Consider the following 14,440-nt stretch of genomic DNA (forward strand, 5'->3'; position numbering starts at 1 on the left):
TGCCATGGCCGCCCCTCGCCTCAGAGTAAGGGCTGTTCTCTCTCCAGAGCTTTTTGCAGAACCTTCAGGACACTATCACGGCGAGCCGACGCGGTGACTGTCGCAGACTAACAGGACGTCTCCTTGATAGCGACGCTAACCATGTTCCGATAAATGCAGGGCAAGCTAGCCGGATAGAGGTTGCGTTGCTATAGCGGATTTTCCGTCATTGGGCAGCAACCGCCACCAGAAGACGCCGAGCGCTTCGCCGAGGGGCGAGCGGCGTAGCCATGAGCCGCCAGTTCCCCTCAATCCTACGAGAGTGCGCGATCACTGCGCCGTCGGCACTATCACTTTGATGCTGGATCCGCCATCAGCTTCCACCGTCGGCTCCAACTGGTAGTCGCCGTTCATCTCGTTGTGAAGCTGACAGAGTGCCGAAAACTCCCTCTAGGAAATCCCCTCGCTGATGTGATTGCCCACAGGGACACCGTTGAATGGATCGTGCCCACAGGCCTCGAACACAGCTCTCATCGGCCATTGCGGATCGATCCCGCCCGGAATGAACCTGTCGCCCAAATCCCTTATTTTCCGTCCAATCTTGTCTGGGGTCGCGAACTTTGATGCGTCGGCCTGGTACGTGCGGACACCGGACTTATCGCCGCGCTCGTGAAGGGGTACGAAGTCTTGGTCCGAGGAGATGATGCAGATCGAATCTGCCTCGTAGTCGACACATGCATCGACTGCGCGAATCACGAGGCGTGTATCGACCTCCTTCTCGTCGAACGAGGTCAGGCCTAACCACTTGTCGACATAGAAGTTGAAGAACCCTTCTTCCCAACGGGAGACGGACGAACTTCTCTTCATGCATTGGATGAAGTCGTCATAGTGAGCGTAGTCACGTGCATTGCCGTGCGGCTTGAGAAGCCCGTTACGGATGTCGTCGAGTTGGCGACGAGCCTCGGCGCTGCCCGTCAGAGCATGCTTCTTCAGCCGCGATTCAATTTCAGCGAGCGGAACCGGAGCGTAGAACAACTCAATGCTAGTTTTGATGTCCACTACGTGGCGCATCGGCTGGGTATGTAATTCTTTCCTGAACACCGTCCTAACTAAATCATTGAAGACGACCCCGTATTCGAATTCCTCCATGACCTTAGATTCGACTTTTCGGGCGACATACTCAAGCAGGTAATGCGCGAAACGGCTGGCCACCATTCCGCCGTCCAACGGGAAGTTTTGTGCCGTCAGCCATCGCGTGAACCCCAAGTATACACCCTGAAGATCAACGATAATCAGAGCGCGATGCTTGATGATCGGTAGATTTAGCTTTTGAACGAGCTTTTCCGCCAAGCCTGTGCAAGTGTTGTAGTAATTCAGCAAACTATCGTGGGAAAATTCACCATTGCCGTCAGCCACCTCGGGAGGGTACTGAACTGAAAGATTGCCATGTTTCATTCGGGTTCGTCCGTGAAGAAGGGAGCGCTCGAGGACCAGAAGGCGCACACGCCTGATTGCCCCCTACTGTCCAATGAAGGCACGATATCTATTCAGTGTCGGCCCATCTAAGGCTTCAATGCTCGCAAGGTAACGAGTCTTGTTCTGCTCCCATTCGCGACACAGGGTCTCAAGGCGAGCGCTGGTGTGGCGATAGGCGCACCACTTCCGTACAGCAGGCTCAACATATTCCAAACTTCTAGCAATGCGGTTCTGGCAGGAGCTAATATAGTCGTTAATATGGTAAGTCTTTGTTCCGATCGTCTTGGACATCGTTTTGTCGTCCATGTACTCGTCAGCCCTGATGCAGTCACTTCCCTTTTTATCGGCGCTTATCCAATATGCGATAGTCCAACTTGGATTGGCCATTCTCTCCGAAAGTACAGGATAGACAGATAGATTTTTGATATCCGTGTCGTGCTGGTCGCTTCGTTGTCGCGCGGATTCTTCGGAGTGCACGAAGTAAGCGAGTGTTGCCACAAGCACAGCCCCGGCCACCACCACGCTTACCAGCAGCGAAAGAGCGATACCGAACTTCTCTTTCAGTCCATAGTAAGTAACGAACGCAGCGATGGCGGGAAACATGCCCACCGTTTTCGCCAGCACCAACGCAGCGATCCCCGGAAGAACCCAGCCGAATGATCCACCACCACTTTTCTTTGCTGTAGCGTTTATTGTCTTAGTATTTTGATCCACGATGCCCCTTAGTCTTGGAACGCTGTGACTGCTAAGCCCGCTTTCTCATGGCCGTATCCAGGCGGTCACTGCTTTCTCGTCTGACACGCCCATTTCGCCGATCCCTGAAACTTGGTTTCAGGGATACCAGATCGGCCGTTGAAGTTGTGGTGGCGGTTGCTACCTAATGGCGGGATTTTCAACCGCCGCTAAAATGCGGAAGGATCTTGGTCGTTTGCTGCTCGGACCTTTTACGAACCCGAATTTCGATACGACGCCGCGCTTTCACGTCACCCTGTTGTGCGCCGTCCGTAAGCCTGTCTCCGGGGAGGATGAGTTGGCCGCCGGACATCGGCAGAATGGTGAACCCGTCTAGTTCCGGTAGCCTTTCGAGCAATTCTGCAACCGAAATCGCTCGGGCGAGCCCCAAGCCTGCATTGTCGGCCGGGTGCAGCGACCCGATCGGCTTCTCGCCGTCGAGAACTGGCTTTAGGCCGCTGTCCATATTCGAAAAGTCACCTGCCATGACCTGTTCGTCCGTGTGGCCGATTACCTCGATGATGTCGACGCGATACTGCTTGGCGGTTTCCGCGATTTCCGCCGATTTGTCCTTAAGCTTGGTTCTGAAGGTTTCTGACAGCTCGGCGCTGCCGACCCTGAAATTATAGCCCTCGAGTTCGCTGAGACTGATGATGGGCGGCCATTCATGCGGCTTGGCGTCGCCGTCTGCGGCTTTGGACAATGCCGCCGTCAATTCCGCGGCTGTCTTCTCAGCATAGCCGCTGTCCTTGAGAGCCTTCATGGATTCGGCCATTGCCGCCGCCTGTTCCGGTGAGATGCCGTGTTTCGCCAGTTTCTTCATCGCGGACACGAGTTCTTTCGCCATCTCTTCGACGATGGCGTTGTCTCGCAGAACTTTGGTGGCGGCCGCGTACTCGACGGCTTCCTCAAGTGTAAGCCCAGTTTCGGCGATGGCGGCGGCGGCGTTCCTGGCGGTGACCAGCTTGTCCCAGTCGTCATCCGGAATCGGGCGTCCGGTTGCCGCCCGCATGAGTTTCCCCACTTCGGCAAGCAGCCGTTCCCTCTCATTTTCCGCCTTCGACTTCTCCAGTTCGGCCTGCAGGACGCGTTCCTCACCGGCCTCGACCGCCTTGAGCGCTGCCTGGGTTTCCTTTTCCTTCTTCGAGATGATCGCGCCGGCGGCCAGCAGGAGGCAGAAGACGAGCAGCAGCATCGTTTCGGCCATGGTGAGGCCGAGGATCAGGCCGCGTGCGTAGCCTTTCCTCTCGAAGTTGACTGACGTTGAACCGAGGCCGTTCATCGGCTCCACCAGGCTCTTCTCGGTGCCTCGGCTTCGACGGCAGGCGGCGCTCCGTTTAGCGTCCGGAAGGTGTCGGGATACGGCGGCGGTTCGACGGATGCGGTTCCTTGATCGACAAATTCCTGCGCGGCATCTTCGATCAGTTTTTCAGCCTCCGACGTGAGCGCCGTACCGCGTTCGCTTCTGTCCACAAGACGGGTCATCAGCTGCTTCGTCTCCTGCGACTGCTGCTGCATTAGCTTGACGACCGCTTCCATGACCCGCTGCTGGCTTGCCGCGGCCTCCATCGACTTTTCGACGGCCGCCGCGGATTTTTCCGCCGCCGCTGCGGTCCTGTCCGACTTCTCGACCATCTCGCGGACGACAGACGTGATCTCGGAAATCCGGGCCTGCTGCTCGACCGACGCGGCTTCCGTCTTGACGGCGTACTGGGCGACGGCGTCCGACAGCGACTTGACCATCGGTGCCAGTTCGTTTTTCAGGACTTCGTCAGGAATGACGACCTTCTCGAGCTTCCCGGCGACGCTGTCGGCCTGCTGGCCGAGCTTGAGGACCGACGCCGACATCGCGCCGTTCGCCCGGTCGAGCAGTTCCGCCGACGAATCCACCTTCTTCACGATCTGGGAGAACTGCGTTTCGATCCTGCCGAAGTTCTCCTCCATGGCGTTTCCCAGCTTGCCCGACGCCTCCTGCACGGGTTTTATGGCCTCCATCGCCATCTTTTCGAACGACGCCCTGATGTGCTCGCCGTTGCGGCCGGCCTGTTCAGCGATCTCCCCGAACCCTTCCTCCAGCATCTGGTTGCTGACGCGCCGGAAGTCGGCGAATTCGCGCGAGACGCTTTCAAGCTCGGCCCTGACGCGCCTTGTCATGGTCGCCAGCTCGTGCCGCGCGGAACGTTCGATGTCGGCAGGATCGCGCCGCATCTGGTTGTACAGGATCCTGAGCATGATGCCCGCGATCGTGGACGTGATCGCGACGCCGAAGTTCCTGACGATCTCATCGGTCGAGGTTTCCGAACCGAACTGGAAGAGGGCGACGCCGAGGCTGGTGAGCGTGAACAGGAAGCCCATGTAGTACAGGTTGTCGCCTGTCTGCTCGTCGTGGAGCCTGAGCCTGCCGACAAACATCGGCAGCAGGCCGTAGGCGAGCATGAGCAACACCGGAGTCGCAGTCGTGACCAGCCTGTCGATGCCGTATGTCTTTGACGCGACAATGAACAGGATTCCCGAAACCGTGACGCCGGCGTATGCGAACAGCGGCAGCCTGGGGTTCGACAGGAATGCAAAGCCTTGGCGTCTTGCCATCAGTTCAATCCTTCAAGCTTTTCGGCTTCTTCCCAGTCGCCCCCTTCGTCGCGGACCCACGTTGCCCAGAACTCCACGTGCTCGCGGCTGCTGAAGGCTTTCTTTTCGCGGTTGACGTAGAGAACCTTGACGGCAATTCCGTCGAGGCTCGTGCCGTAGATTTGCGCGGCCTTGCTCTCCTTGAACGCGCCGTAGTCCAGGCTCGACCGGTACTGCGAATAGAGGCTCGTGTGCTCGATCATGTCGGAAGCGACAATCAGGCGCTTCGCCGCCTTTCTCGATATTTCGGCGTCGAACAGCGTCAGCTTGACCTGCTGGATGGCCGCCATGATTGGCGACTGGTCCGCCGACGAGCCGTTGGCGACTTCGTCCGGGAGCTTTTCAAGCGGTTTTCCGAATTCCTCTTCCCATTTCTTCTGCTGCCGCTTCGGATTGCTGGTCCAGATGTCCACGGTTGACCCATCGCCCGGATTGCAGCCGTCGAACAAGGTGACGACTTCCCCCGGCTCCGCGGTCAAGCTGACGATGCGGATGTACCCGCCCGGCCCGACCTTCGATCCTTCGGTCCTGAAATGGTTCTTCAGGTCGCTAAGGGTGACCTCAGACAGCGGGTCCGTCGTGTCGAAAAGGAACGCCGTGGCGCTTGACGGCCCGGCGACAGGACAGTTCGTGTCGGGGTCGAGCTCCACCGTTTCGCCCGACTTGACGAAGAGGAAAATGAGGCCTGCGGCCATCGCGGCGAGCACGACGCCCAGTCCGGCGATTCCCAGGATCGTGGAACCGTGGCCTTTGCCGCTTCTTTTCCTGGCGGCGCTTCGCCTACGCGGTCGTCTGGACATTCATGCTATCCGGAAAGAGGTTGTCGAGTGCCTTGTACTGTTCGATGCCCTTCTCGCATTCCAGCCCGATCAGCTTCACCTGGGCAGAAAGCTCGTCCTGCGCCGTGCGGATGTCGGCAGACAGGTCGGCGTCGTTCCACGACCCGTCCGACGACACCTTCACCTTGACGCGTTCGAGCTTATAGGCGTTCGAGAAATGTTTCGGCGGCGGTTCGGCGCGCGCCTCAATGTTGGCCTCGCGGTATTTGGCAAGCAGCTGGTTGCAGGCGCGCTCAAGCTGGACCTGGTGCTGCTCGAACAGTGAAACGAGCCTCGCCCGGTGGTCCACTATGGCGTTGAATTCCCGCTTCCTGCTGCCGAGTTGCTTGACCACGTCCTCGACCTTTTCGTTATGGTCGTCGCGCGTATCCTTCAGCGTTTCGATCAGGTCGGCCTTGGCGTTCACGTATTCCTCGCGCGCGGAGCGGAGCCGCTTCTCGACGCTTGAGTAGCCCCAGTAGGGATCGACGATGAAGCAACCGTCGATGAACGCGATCAGGGAGAAGACGAAACCGATCAGGAACAGCAGGATCGAGTTTACGTCGGTCAGGCCCAAAAGGTTCTCCCTCATGCTGGTCAGCACGAGGGTTCCCGCGTTTCCTGTCCAGTCTTCCGACATCCTGGTGCTGACCTCGCGGTAGTGCGCGAGGAGGAGGTTCAGCCCGAATGCGAACGCCAGGTAGAGGAGGATGGCCGTGCCTCCGACGGCTCTCCTCAGCCACGACCTGTGGGTCACAAGCCGGGCGCAGAACACAGCCGCGAGCACCGCAACGACGATGTTCAGGAACGAAAACATCCACGCCAGCATGATGCCGCCGAAAAAGCCCTGCTCGCTGCCGGTGGCGAGAAGGCTGGCGTTGCCGATGGTTTCCAGCCCGAACATCACGATGAGAAGCATGAACCTGAAGATGTGCCAGGGTCCCTCGTGCAGCCGCGCGGCCCGGACAAGTCCGTGCTTCTCCTTGAACCAGGTATGTTCGGTTTCCGCCGTGTTGAGCGCCCTGCGCAGCCCGTGCAGCATGTCCAGGCCGACGGCGATCTCGCCCTTGAAATCCGCCAGTCCCGACGCGTTCGCCTGCCGTAGAGCGCTGAACTGTTCGTCGAACTCGAGGCTGCCGAGCCTTCCCGAGAAGGACTGCAGCTGGTCCTCGATCGTCTGGTGGGATTTCCGCTTTTCTTCCTCGACCAGCTCGATGACCGTGTGCTCCAGGTCGTCCGGGTTCCTGGATGCCTTGGCGGGCTGATTGCTCTCGCCGCGGCGTTTCCCTGCGGCGACGAGATCGAGATCCCGAGCGACCTTGTCGACGTTAAGGCTCGAGAAGATTTCGGTTCCTCCGCGGAAGTCGTGGTCGGACTCCCGAAGTCTTTCCCTCAGCTTTTCAAGCGCCTCGAATTTTACTGCCAAGTCCCACCCCCACAGCGAGATTCACAATGTTCTTGATGCGGCCGCTACTTGCGGGCCGGCCGCCAGCCTGCGGCAACCGCTTCGGCATCGCTGCAGAACCAGCGTTCGCCCTTGCCTTCAGAAATCCTGGTGCGGGCGTAGTGCTCCTGTCCGGGGACATGGAAGATGCGCTCGCCCTTCGCGCTGATGTTTCCCTTGATTTTGCAGCCGCTTGCGGCTGAAACTTCGGCCAGCGGGGTAAGCAGCGGGAGGGCTGTGGCAGGCTCGCTCCTGCTTGCCCGCCATTCCCAGGGAAGGTCGAAGGATCCGGACCACAGGCCGCGCTTTGAGGCGCGCGCTTCCTTCTGCTTCCCGGCATAGGTTCCGTTGCTGTAGCGCGGCCAGTCGAGAGCGTGACCGTTCGCTACGAGCCATTCCTGCACGCTGGCACCGTCTGCCCTGAAGCAGTTGCCGACAAACCGCCCGTAGCGGTCCCGTTCAACGAATTCGCAAGCGGTCGGCGAAGATTTCGAGAGATACGAGGCAAGTGCGTCGGCTGACTTCGCGCCGCAGCCGTATTTCTTCCCTTTGCCGTTCAGGCAGACCTGCGCCGATTCGGGCGCGTCGACCCCGTTGAAGCGGATGCTTTCGCCGTGGATTTCGATCGTGTCCCCGTCAACGACGGAAGCCTTGCCCTTCAGCACCTGCCCGGCGGAGGCAGCCGGCCACGCGCACGAAACCGCGCACGCCGCTGCCAGCAATGCATTCCGGACGCCCGAAAGAGGGAATCCCCCCTCACTAAAAGATTTCATTTAGCCCCCGCAGGCTGTTATGCGGCTACCTAAACGACAGCCGCCAATTATGCAATCCTTGATGTTCCAAATCGGCGAAGATCAGAAAGTCCGGTTTCTCTCCCGCTCTTCCGTCTATCTCAAAGACTAGGTTGTTCCCAACTTACAAGGACGTGCTGCCCGGTCGAGCGTGGCGGCCATCAAGGCGAGCTTTGATCACCCCCATCGACAGTTCTTCGATATGGTGGTTCATGGATTTGCCCCGTTGACCGACTGCTGCTTCATGCTCGAACATAAGCACTCTCATTCGATTATCCATCTCGATGCAGCAAGCAGTCACCCCCGCTTTTCCTTTCTTGGTTTCTCTTTGCCACACCGGCGGCTTTGGCCCAAGTAACCGCCTGCTACGGCGATCAGTGCACTATCGAAGAAAATGGCACCAAGAGAGTACTGACTGTCAAAGAGGTCGGAAAAGTCAAAAGGCAAAACGCCCGGACAGCGCTGGGAAATGTCGAATGCAAAGCTGCCACTGACCCCGCTGTCTACGAAAAAATGATGACCGAGCTTTCGCCCAATTCCCTATTAGCCCGATCGGTACGGTTCAGATGGCCCGCTCGACGCGCTCGCGCCTCAACCCACCACTCCCACGGACGAGGAGTGGGCGGACGGGCGGACGGCCATGCGCGCGGTCCTGACCGACGCGGCAGACGCGCGCGTGGTTCTCGGCGGGCGCGTGAGCGGCTACAAGGGGCGCATGCCGGGTATCGCCTGAGGAGACGCTCTTTGCGCTCCAGGCCGGACAGCCAGTTTTCCTCCTCGGAGGCTTTGGCGGATGCGCGCGCGACATCGCGCAAAAATTGAAGCTGCTTGCGCCCAAAGCCGCGCCGCTGGCTTGGCCCGGCCGAAATGCTGGGTTCGATCCTTCCAGCTTGAACAATGGCCTGACGGAGGAGGAGAACCGCAAATTGGTACGGACAGTTCACGCTGACGAAGCGGTCGCCTTGATCCTGCGCGGTCTGCTGAGGCTGGCCGGCCGCTCGGCTGGGAGCGCCTGACATGCGCTGCTGACCGAAGCGTAGATGACGCAGAAGGCGGCCACCGCGATGGCCGGAACCTCGATGGCTAGAGCGATCAGAGGTCGGGAAATCGGAGGCAGCGGACCTGCGATTTGCTCACGCACCATGGAATGCGATCGAGAGGACTTATCTGGACCAAGCTCGAGTAACGACAGCAATGGGCTTTTGAGATAAGGTTGGGACGCGATGGCATTGAGCAAATAGAGCTATATCCGGGAACCGAAACAATCCACAGAAATATTTTGTTGGTATTTTTGTTGGCTAGTCCTGCTATAGCGTGAGTCCTAACGATTTGGAAACAGAGAGAGTTTTCCATCGTTTGGATTCCGCCTCTGGGCACCATTTTTCCAAGGCAATTTCAGCAAGTTGCGCATGACGCCCGCTTGGCTGAAATCGGTTGGGGGAATTCAGGTCGCCGTGTTGCGGGAGGTTGCGTAGCGGTTCTCGGCGACCTCCAATCATTTTTCCCGCGCCCGACAGGGCCGGCACTGGCGAAACTGTTTGCTCGCATTGGGCGAATGACGGATTTGATTTGCTTGGTGATCCCCTATCCTTAGGGCAAACTGCCCGCTGGGGCTCCAGGAGGCGAAATGAGAGCACGCGCAGCAACGGTTGGAGATCTGGAAAGTGTTTTCCGTGATCTGTCCAAGCGAATATCGGACGAGTACGTCGCGGCCGGCAAGGACAGCAAGATCGCCTACGACAATCTGATGATGAACTTGAAGGAAGGCCGTGCTCATGCGCTCGTGCAGGGCGAAAAAACCGTAGCGCTCATCGCCTGGCACGAGAATAGCGACGCTGCCGATACGCTGTTCGCCGCGCAGGAAGATTTCTTCAGCGCCGCGACCGTTCGCTTCTGCAAGCGGCACATTCGCCATATCCAGGCGCTTGCCGGCAACCTCCCCATTCACTCGCGCAGCTGGCTCCAGAGACCGGACGTCGCAAAATGGTTCCGGATAATCGGCTATGTCGAGCGGGGCCAGGAGAATGGCGCCCATCTGTTCGAACTGCCGCCGGCTCCCGCCGCCTGACAAATCTCGGCGGGCTGCGAAACGCTGCCGCAACCGGTACCCACGTTCGGGGCCGATGCTCTAGCCAAAAAGGCCCGCCGCTCCATTTGCGAAGCGGCGAGGCTCGATATTCGGGAACGACTTCCGGGCCGTTGCCCCGGCATTGCTTACTGTGCAATTCAGGCGCCAGACGGGTTGACCGATAATGGGACACCGCACCGGGAAAGCGCGAACCATCTTCCGCGATCACACCACTGCCATACCGCGCCATTCCTTGCTATGTTTGCTCGCGGCGGACCTGATTTCCGCTTGGCCGGCGCCCATCAGGCAATCTACCCCAACGCCCCCCCAAAGTGGCGCCGGCCACTCTTCACCACCAACCCAATCTTCGCCGCCGGCCCAATCTTGGCCACCGGCCCAATCTTCGCCACCGGCAACTTCACGCGCGGTCAGGCCGAAGCCAGGACAGCGGTTCTGCTCCAGAGCGGCGGCCTTTCATGTCAAAACGCCCTGACTGGCGATTCCAGTGCGACAGATCGCCTGGAGCGGCAGCACGATCCGACCTGAAGCGCGTCGCGTTTGACCGGCGACGCCGCTTCAGGTTGTTGTTTTTTTGCATGTCGTTACCGCAAAACCGCTGCACACTTTTGCGCGACATGCATTAAATCCAAAAAGACGGTAGCAAGCCGCGGCCAGAAAGTGTTGAAGACCGTTCCGATGGCATTGAACGTGTCGCGATCTGGTTGCACTCGGCAAGGCTTGATGATTTGTTGCCGCTTCAAGGAGAATGAATGATGCACGAGCCTGCCGGTCAAGACGAATATGGGTCGGCCAGCCCCTTCGACCCGGACGACCTGACGACGTTGAACGTGATGGGTCCGGGTGTGGCCAGCAACGATTTCGAGAAATACGCGGTCGCCGTGATCATCGTGTTCGGCGCCCTCATCATTGGCGGCTTGATGGCCGCAAACCTTGCCCTGGGGCACCGTAACGGCTTCCTGTACGCGCTTGGCGGCGCCACCGCGGCGTGGATATCGGGAAATGCGCTGCTGCTCGATCGGCCGCGTATCTATGCCTTGTTCGTCGGCATCGCGGCGGTGATGCTGATTGCGTCCACCATAACGCTGGTCATCTGACCGAAAGAAATTAATATCCGATCGCCTCGCCGGACGCGGCGCGGCTGTCGATGGCGCCATTGTAGCGGGCGCCGCCGCCCTTTTCGATCTCGGCCAGGCTCTTGCCGCCGACCAGGATACCGGCCGCCTGACCCCAGGTCGCATCGGTGACGTCGAGGCGGTAGCCCATCCCGGCAAGCAGTTTTTCGGTATCGGGCGACAGGCCGAACGGTTCGACATAGACCGTGTCGGGCAGCCATTGGTGATGGATGCGCGGCGCGTCGATCGCCTCCTGGATGTTCATGCCGTGATCGACGACATTGACGATCGCTGCCAGCGTGATGGTGATGATGCGCGATCCGCCGGGGCTGCCGATGACCATGAACGGCTTGCCGTCCTTGGCGACGATGGTCGGGCTCATCGACGACAGTGGCGTCTTCCTCGGGGCGATCGCATTCGCCTCGCCCTGGACGAGGCCGTAGAGATTGGGCACGCCCGGTTTCTGGGTGAAATCGTCCATCTCGTTGTTGAGCAGGATGCCGGTGCCGTCGGCGACGACGGCGGCGCCGAACGAGCCGTTCAGCGTATAGGTCACCGCGACGGCGTTGCCGTCATTGTCGACGATCGAATAATGCGTCGTCTCCTGGCTCTCGCCAAAACCCTTCGGCATCAGACCCTGCGACACGCCGGCCCGGAACGGATCGATCTTTTCGCGGATTTCCTTCGCATAATTCTTGTCGAGCAGCTTTTCGACCGGATTGTCGACGAAGTCGGGATCGCCGAGTGCCGAATTGCGGTCGACATAGGCATGGCGCATCGCCTCGACCATGACTTTGACGGTTTCGGCAGAACCAGCGCCGAGATAGGACAGCGGATAGAATTCCAACACGTTGAGTATCTCGCAAATGATGACGCCGCCCGAGCTCGGCGGCGGCGAGGAGGTGATCTCATAGCCGCGGTAGTTGCAGGTCACCGGCTCGAGTTCGCGGACCGCGTAGGTCTCGAAATCCGCCTTGGCCAGAATGCCGCCCTTCTGCGCGCTCGCCTTGACGATGCCGTCGGCGATCGGTCCTTTGTAGAAGGCATCACGACCTCGTTCCGAGATGGCCGAGAGCGAGGCGGCGAGATCGGCCTGGACAAGGCGCTCGCCGACGGCATAGGGCTTGCCGTCAGGCTTCAGGAAGATGGCGGCCGCGGCCGGGTCCTTGGCCAGCCGCGCGGCGCCGCCTTCGAGCGAGGCGACATCGCCCTGCTCCAGCACAAAACCGTCCCTGGCATAGCGGATGGCCGGCGCCATCAAGTCCTGCCGCGTCAGCGTGCCGTATTTTTCCCGTGCGGTCTCGAAGCCGGCCACCGAGCCCGGCACGCCGACAGCGAGATAGCCGTCGAGGCTGGCGCCTTTCACCGGCTTGCCGTCCTTGTCGAGATACATGGTTTTCGTCGAGGCGAGCGGCGCGCGCTCGCGGAAATCGAGGAACGTCGAGCGGCCGTCCTTGAAGCGGATGGTCATGAAGCCGCCACCGCCGATATTGCCGGCGTTTGGATAGACCACAGCCAGTGCGTAGCCGACGGCGACTGCGGCATCGACGGCGTTGCCGCCCTTCTTCAGCACCTCGACGCCGACTTCAGACGCCAGATGCTGGGCGGTCACCACCATGCCATGCTCGCCCTTCGCCGGCTGCGGCGAGGCGGCCAATGCGGCCGCCAGCGGCGCAAAGGTCAAGGTGAGGGAAAGACTGAGTGCGATTAGGGTGCGGCGGTGCATGGCCGTTCTCCGGGGCGTGGGATGCGCCTAGAAAAGCCGTTTGGAGCGGTTGAGTCCATGGCTGTGAGGGGAAAGATTCGGGTATGCTGTCATGCGCCGTCGGCGAAGCTGCCGATCTCCCCCGCAAGGGGGGAGATCGGATTTCGCCTTCGGTTTTCGCCAACTTCCAACGCTGAAGGCACGCACGCCTGTTTGCCTCAGGCGGGTTTTTTGTTTCAGGCCGACATCAAACAATCCCACCGCCGCCGCCGGCAACCGCCGGCCGTTCCGCCGCGACCTTGGCTCGGTAGCCGGCGGCGCGATAGGTGGCGACCGGATCGATGGCGCCGCCCGTGTTCAGCCGCGCCATGGCGAGGATCGGCTCGAGATCGGTGCGATAGGCGGCTTTCAGCGTCTGCGTCGCCATCAGCGCGTCGTTGGCATCCTGATAGCCTTCCAGCGCCTGGCGATCGACCAGCAGCGCCTGCGCATACGCGCGCTGCACCTCGACCGCCGACAACATCAGGCTTTCGATCGGGTCGGTGACATTGTGGCTCTGGTCGAGCATGTGAGCCGGATCAAAACCTTCGGCACCGGCAAGCTCGGCATCGACCAGCTCGTTAAAGACGAGGAACAGCCGGTAGGGATCGATCGAGCCGGCATCGAGATCGTCGTCGCCATATTTCGAATCGTTGAAATGGAAGCCGCCGAGTTTCTTGAACTGGATCAGCCGCGACACGATCATCTCGATATTGACGTTGGGCGCATGATGGCCGAGGTCGACCAGGCAAAAGGCCTTGTCGCCGAGCTCTTTGGCGATGATGTAGTTCGTGCCCCAATCCTGCACGACCGTCGAATAGAAGGCCGGCTCGTACATTTTGTGCTCGGTGAACAGCTTCCAGTCGTCAGGCAGCCCGGCGTAGATCTCCTTCATTGCGTCGAGATAACGCTCGAACGCCGTGGCGAAATTGACCTGGCCGGGGAAATTCGAGCCGTCGCCGATCCACACCGTCAGCGCCTTGGCGCCGAGCGTCTTGCCGATCTCGATGCATTCGAGATTATGCTCGACGGCCTGCCGGCGGGTGCCGGCGTCGGCATGCGACAGCGAGCCGAATTTATAGGACAGTTTTTGGTCCTTGGCGTCGGAGAAGGTGTTGGAGTTCATGGCGTCGAAGCCGAGGCCGAAGCGCGAGGCCGCCTGTTTCAGCTGGTTCGGGTCGGCCGTGTCCCAGGGAATGTGCAGCGAGACGGTGGGTGTCGCCTGCGTCAACTGCCGGATGACGGCGCAGTCCTCGATCTTGTCGAAGATATCGCGCGGCTCGCCGGCGCCGGGAAAGCGGGCAAAGCGGGTGCCACCGGTGCCGACGCCCCAGGACGGGATCGCCACGGCGAATTTTTCGACCTTGCCGCGGATGGCGTCGACGGCGATGCCGCGGCGGTCGAGGCGTTCGCCGAGCGCATCGTAATCGCGCTTGAGCTCGGCCGCGCGCGCGAGATTGTCCTTGTCGACGACGTCGGCTGAGATGATGGTTTCGGACATGGTGCTTCCTCCCAAATGCGTTCGGTTGGCGCTGCCCCTCATCCGCCTGCCGGCACCTTCTCCCCGTATAGCGACGGGGAGAAGGACAAGCGTGTCCGGCATTGGCGACCCCCTCTCCCCGTTGTT

12 protein-coding genes and 2 pseudogenes are annotated in these 14,440 nt (G+C 60.2%); 4 read left to right on the top strand and 10 right to left on the bottom strand.

Features of this window, described 5'->3' with window-relative positions; translation table 11 throughout:
* Nucleotides 1–429: 429 nt before the first annotated feature.
* The 8 genes from AC0L2R_RS15920 to AC0L2R_RS15955 form a co-directional block, all read right to left on the bottom strand.
* A complete protein-coding gene (locus AC0L2R_RS15920) occupies nt 430–1,434 on the bottom strand; it encodes an NYN domain-containing protein (RefSeq protein ID WP_473510097.1) in 1,005 nt (334 codons plus the stop codon).
* 63 nt (nt 1,435–1,497) lie between these two features.
* Nucleotides 1,498–2,169 (bottom strand): hypothetical protein, encoded by a 672-nt coding sequence (locus AC0L2R_RS15925; RefSeq protein ID WP_473510098.1) that lies wholly within the window; start codon nt 2,167–2,169, stop codon nt 1,498–1,500.
* Between the two features lie 178 nt (nt 2,170–2,347).
* The gene (locus AC0L2R_RS15930) at nt 2,348–3,469 is read right to left on the bottom strand and encodes an OmpA family protein (protein ID WP_473510100.1); all 1,122 of its coding nucleotides are present in this window, start codon (nt 3,467–3,469) and stop codon (nt 2,348–2,350) included.
* On the bottom strand, nt 3,466–4,776 hold the full coding sequence (locus AC0L2R_RS15935) for a hypothetical protein (protein WP_473510102.1): 1,311 nt from the start codon (nt 4,774–4,776) through the stop codon (nt 3,466–3,468). The genes AC0L2R_RS15930 and AC0L2R_RS15935 overlap by 4 nt, the downstream gene beginning before the upstream one ends.
* Nucleotides 4,776–5,615 (bottom strand): hypothetical protein, encoded by an 840-nt coding sequence (locus AC0L2R_RS15940; protein ID WP_473510104.1) that lies wholly within the window; start codon nt 5,613–5,615, stop codon nt 4,776–4,778. Before AC0L2R_RS15940 ends, AC0L2R_RS15935 begins: the two co-directional genes overlap by 1 nt.
* Nucleotides 5,596–7,059 carry a hypothetical protein gene (locus AC0L2R_RS15945; RefSeq protein WP_473510106.1) on the bottom strand — a complete coding sequence of 488 codons (1,464 nt, stop codon included), beginning with the start codon at nt 7,057–7,059 and terminating at the stop codon, nt 5,596–5,598. The genes AC0L2R_RS15940 and AC0L2R_RS15945 overlap by 20 nt, the downstream gene beginning before the upstream one ends.
* A gap of 44 nt (nt 7,060–7,103) precedes the next feature.
* Nucleotides 7,104–7,850: a thermonuclease family protein gene (locus AC0L2R_RS15950; RefSeq protein WP_473510108.1), complete on the bottom strand. Its 747-nt coding sequence runs from the start codon at nt 7,848–7,850 to the stop codon at nt 7,104–7,106.
* A gap of 142 nt (nt 7,851–7,992) precedes the next feature.
* The gene (locus AC0L2R_RS15955) at nt 7,993–8,124 is read right to left on the bottom strand and encodes a hypothetical protein (RefSeq protein ID WP_473510110.1); all 132 of its coding nucleotides are present in this window, start codon (nt 8,122–8,124) and stop codon (nt 7,993–7,995) included.
* Between the two features lie 348 nt (nt 8,125–8,472).
* Between AC0L2R_RS15955 and AC0L2R_RS15960 the strand changes: the two are divergent.
* The 4 genes and pseudogenes from AC0L2R_RS15960 to AC0L2R_RS15975 all read left to right on the top strand — a co-directional run.
* Nucleotides 8,473–8,601: pseudogene (locus AC0L2R_RS15960) on the top strand (hypothetical protein); the annotation flags it as partial.
* Between the two features lie 10 nt (nt 8,602–8,611).
* Nucleotides 8,612–8,884 (top strand): annotated as a pseudogene (locus AC0L2R_RS15965) (hypothetical protein); the annotation flags it as partial.
* Between the two features lie 611 nt (nt 8,885–9,495).
* Entirely contained in the window at nt 9,496–9,936 is a 441-nt protein-coding gene (locus tag AC0L2R_RS15970; RefSeq protein ID WP_128177700.1) for a hypothetical protein, read from the top strand.
* A gap of 770 nt (nt 9,937–10,706) precedes the next feature.
* Nucleotides 10,707–11,051 (top strand): hypothetical protein, encoded by a 345-nt coding sequence (locus AC0L2R_RS15975; protein WP_036263803.1) that lies wholly within the window; start codon nt 10,707–10,709, stop codon nt 11,049–11,051.
* A gap of 10 nt (nt 11,052–11,061) precedes the next feature.
* Here AC0L2R_RS15975 and ggt read toward each other — a convergent pair whose 3' ends face one another.
* Entirely contained in the window at nt 11,062–12,795 is a 1,734-nt protein-coding gene (gene ggt, locus AC0L2R_RS15980) for a gamma-glutamyltransferase (RefSeq protein ID WP_473510112.1), read from the bottom strand.
* Nucleotides 12,796–13,021: 226 nt separating this feature from the next.
* A complete protein-coding gene (gene rhaI / locus AC0L2R_RS15985; protein WP_473510114.1) occupies nt 13,022–14,314 on the bottom strand; it encodes an L-rhamnose catabolism isomerase in 1,293 nt (430 codons plus the stop codon).
* Nucleotides 14,315–14,440 lie beyond the last annotated feature (126 nt).

The sequence above is a fragment of the Mesorhizobium sp. WSM4820 genome (assembly GCF_055811075.1).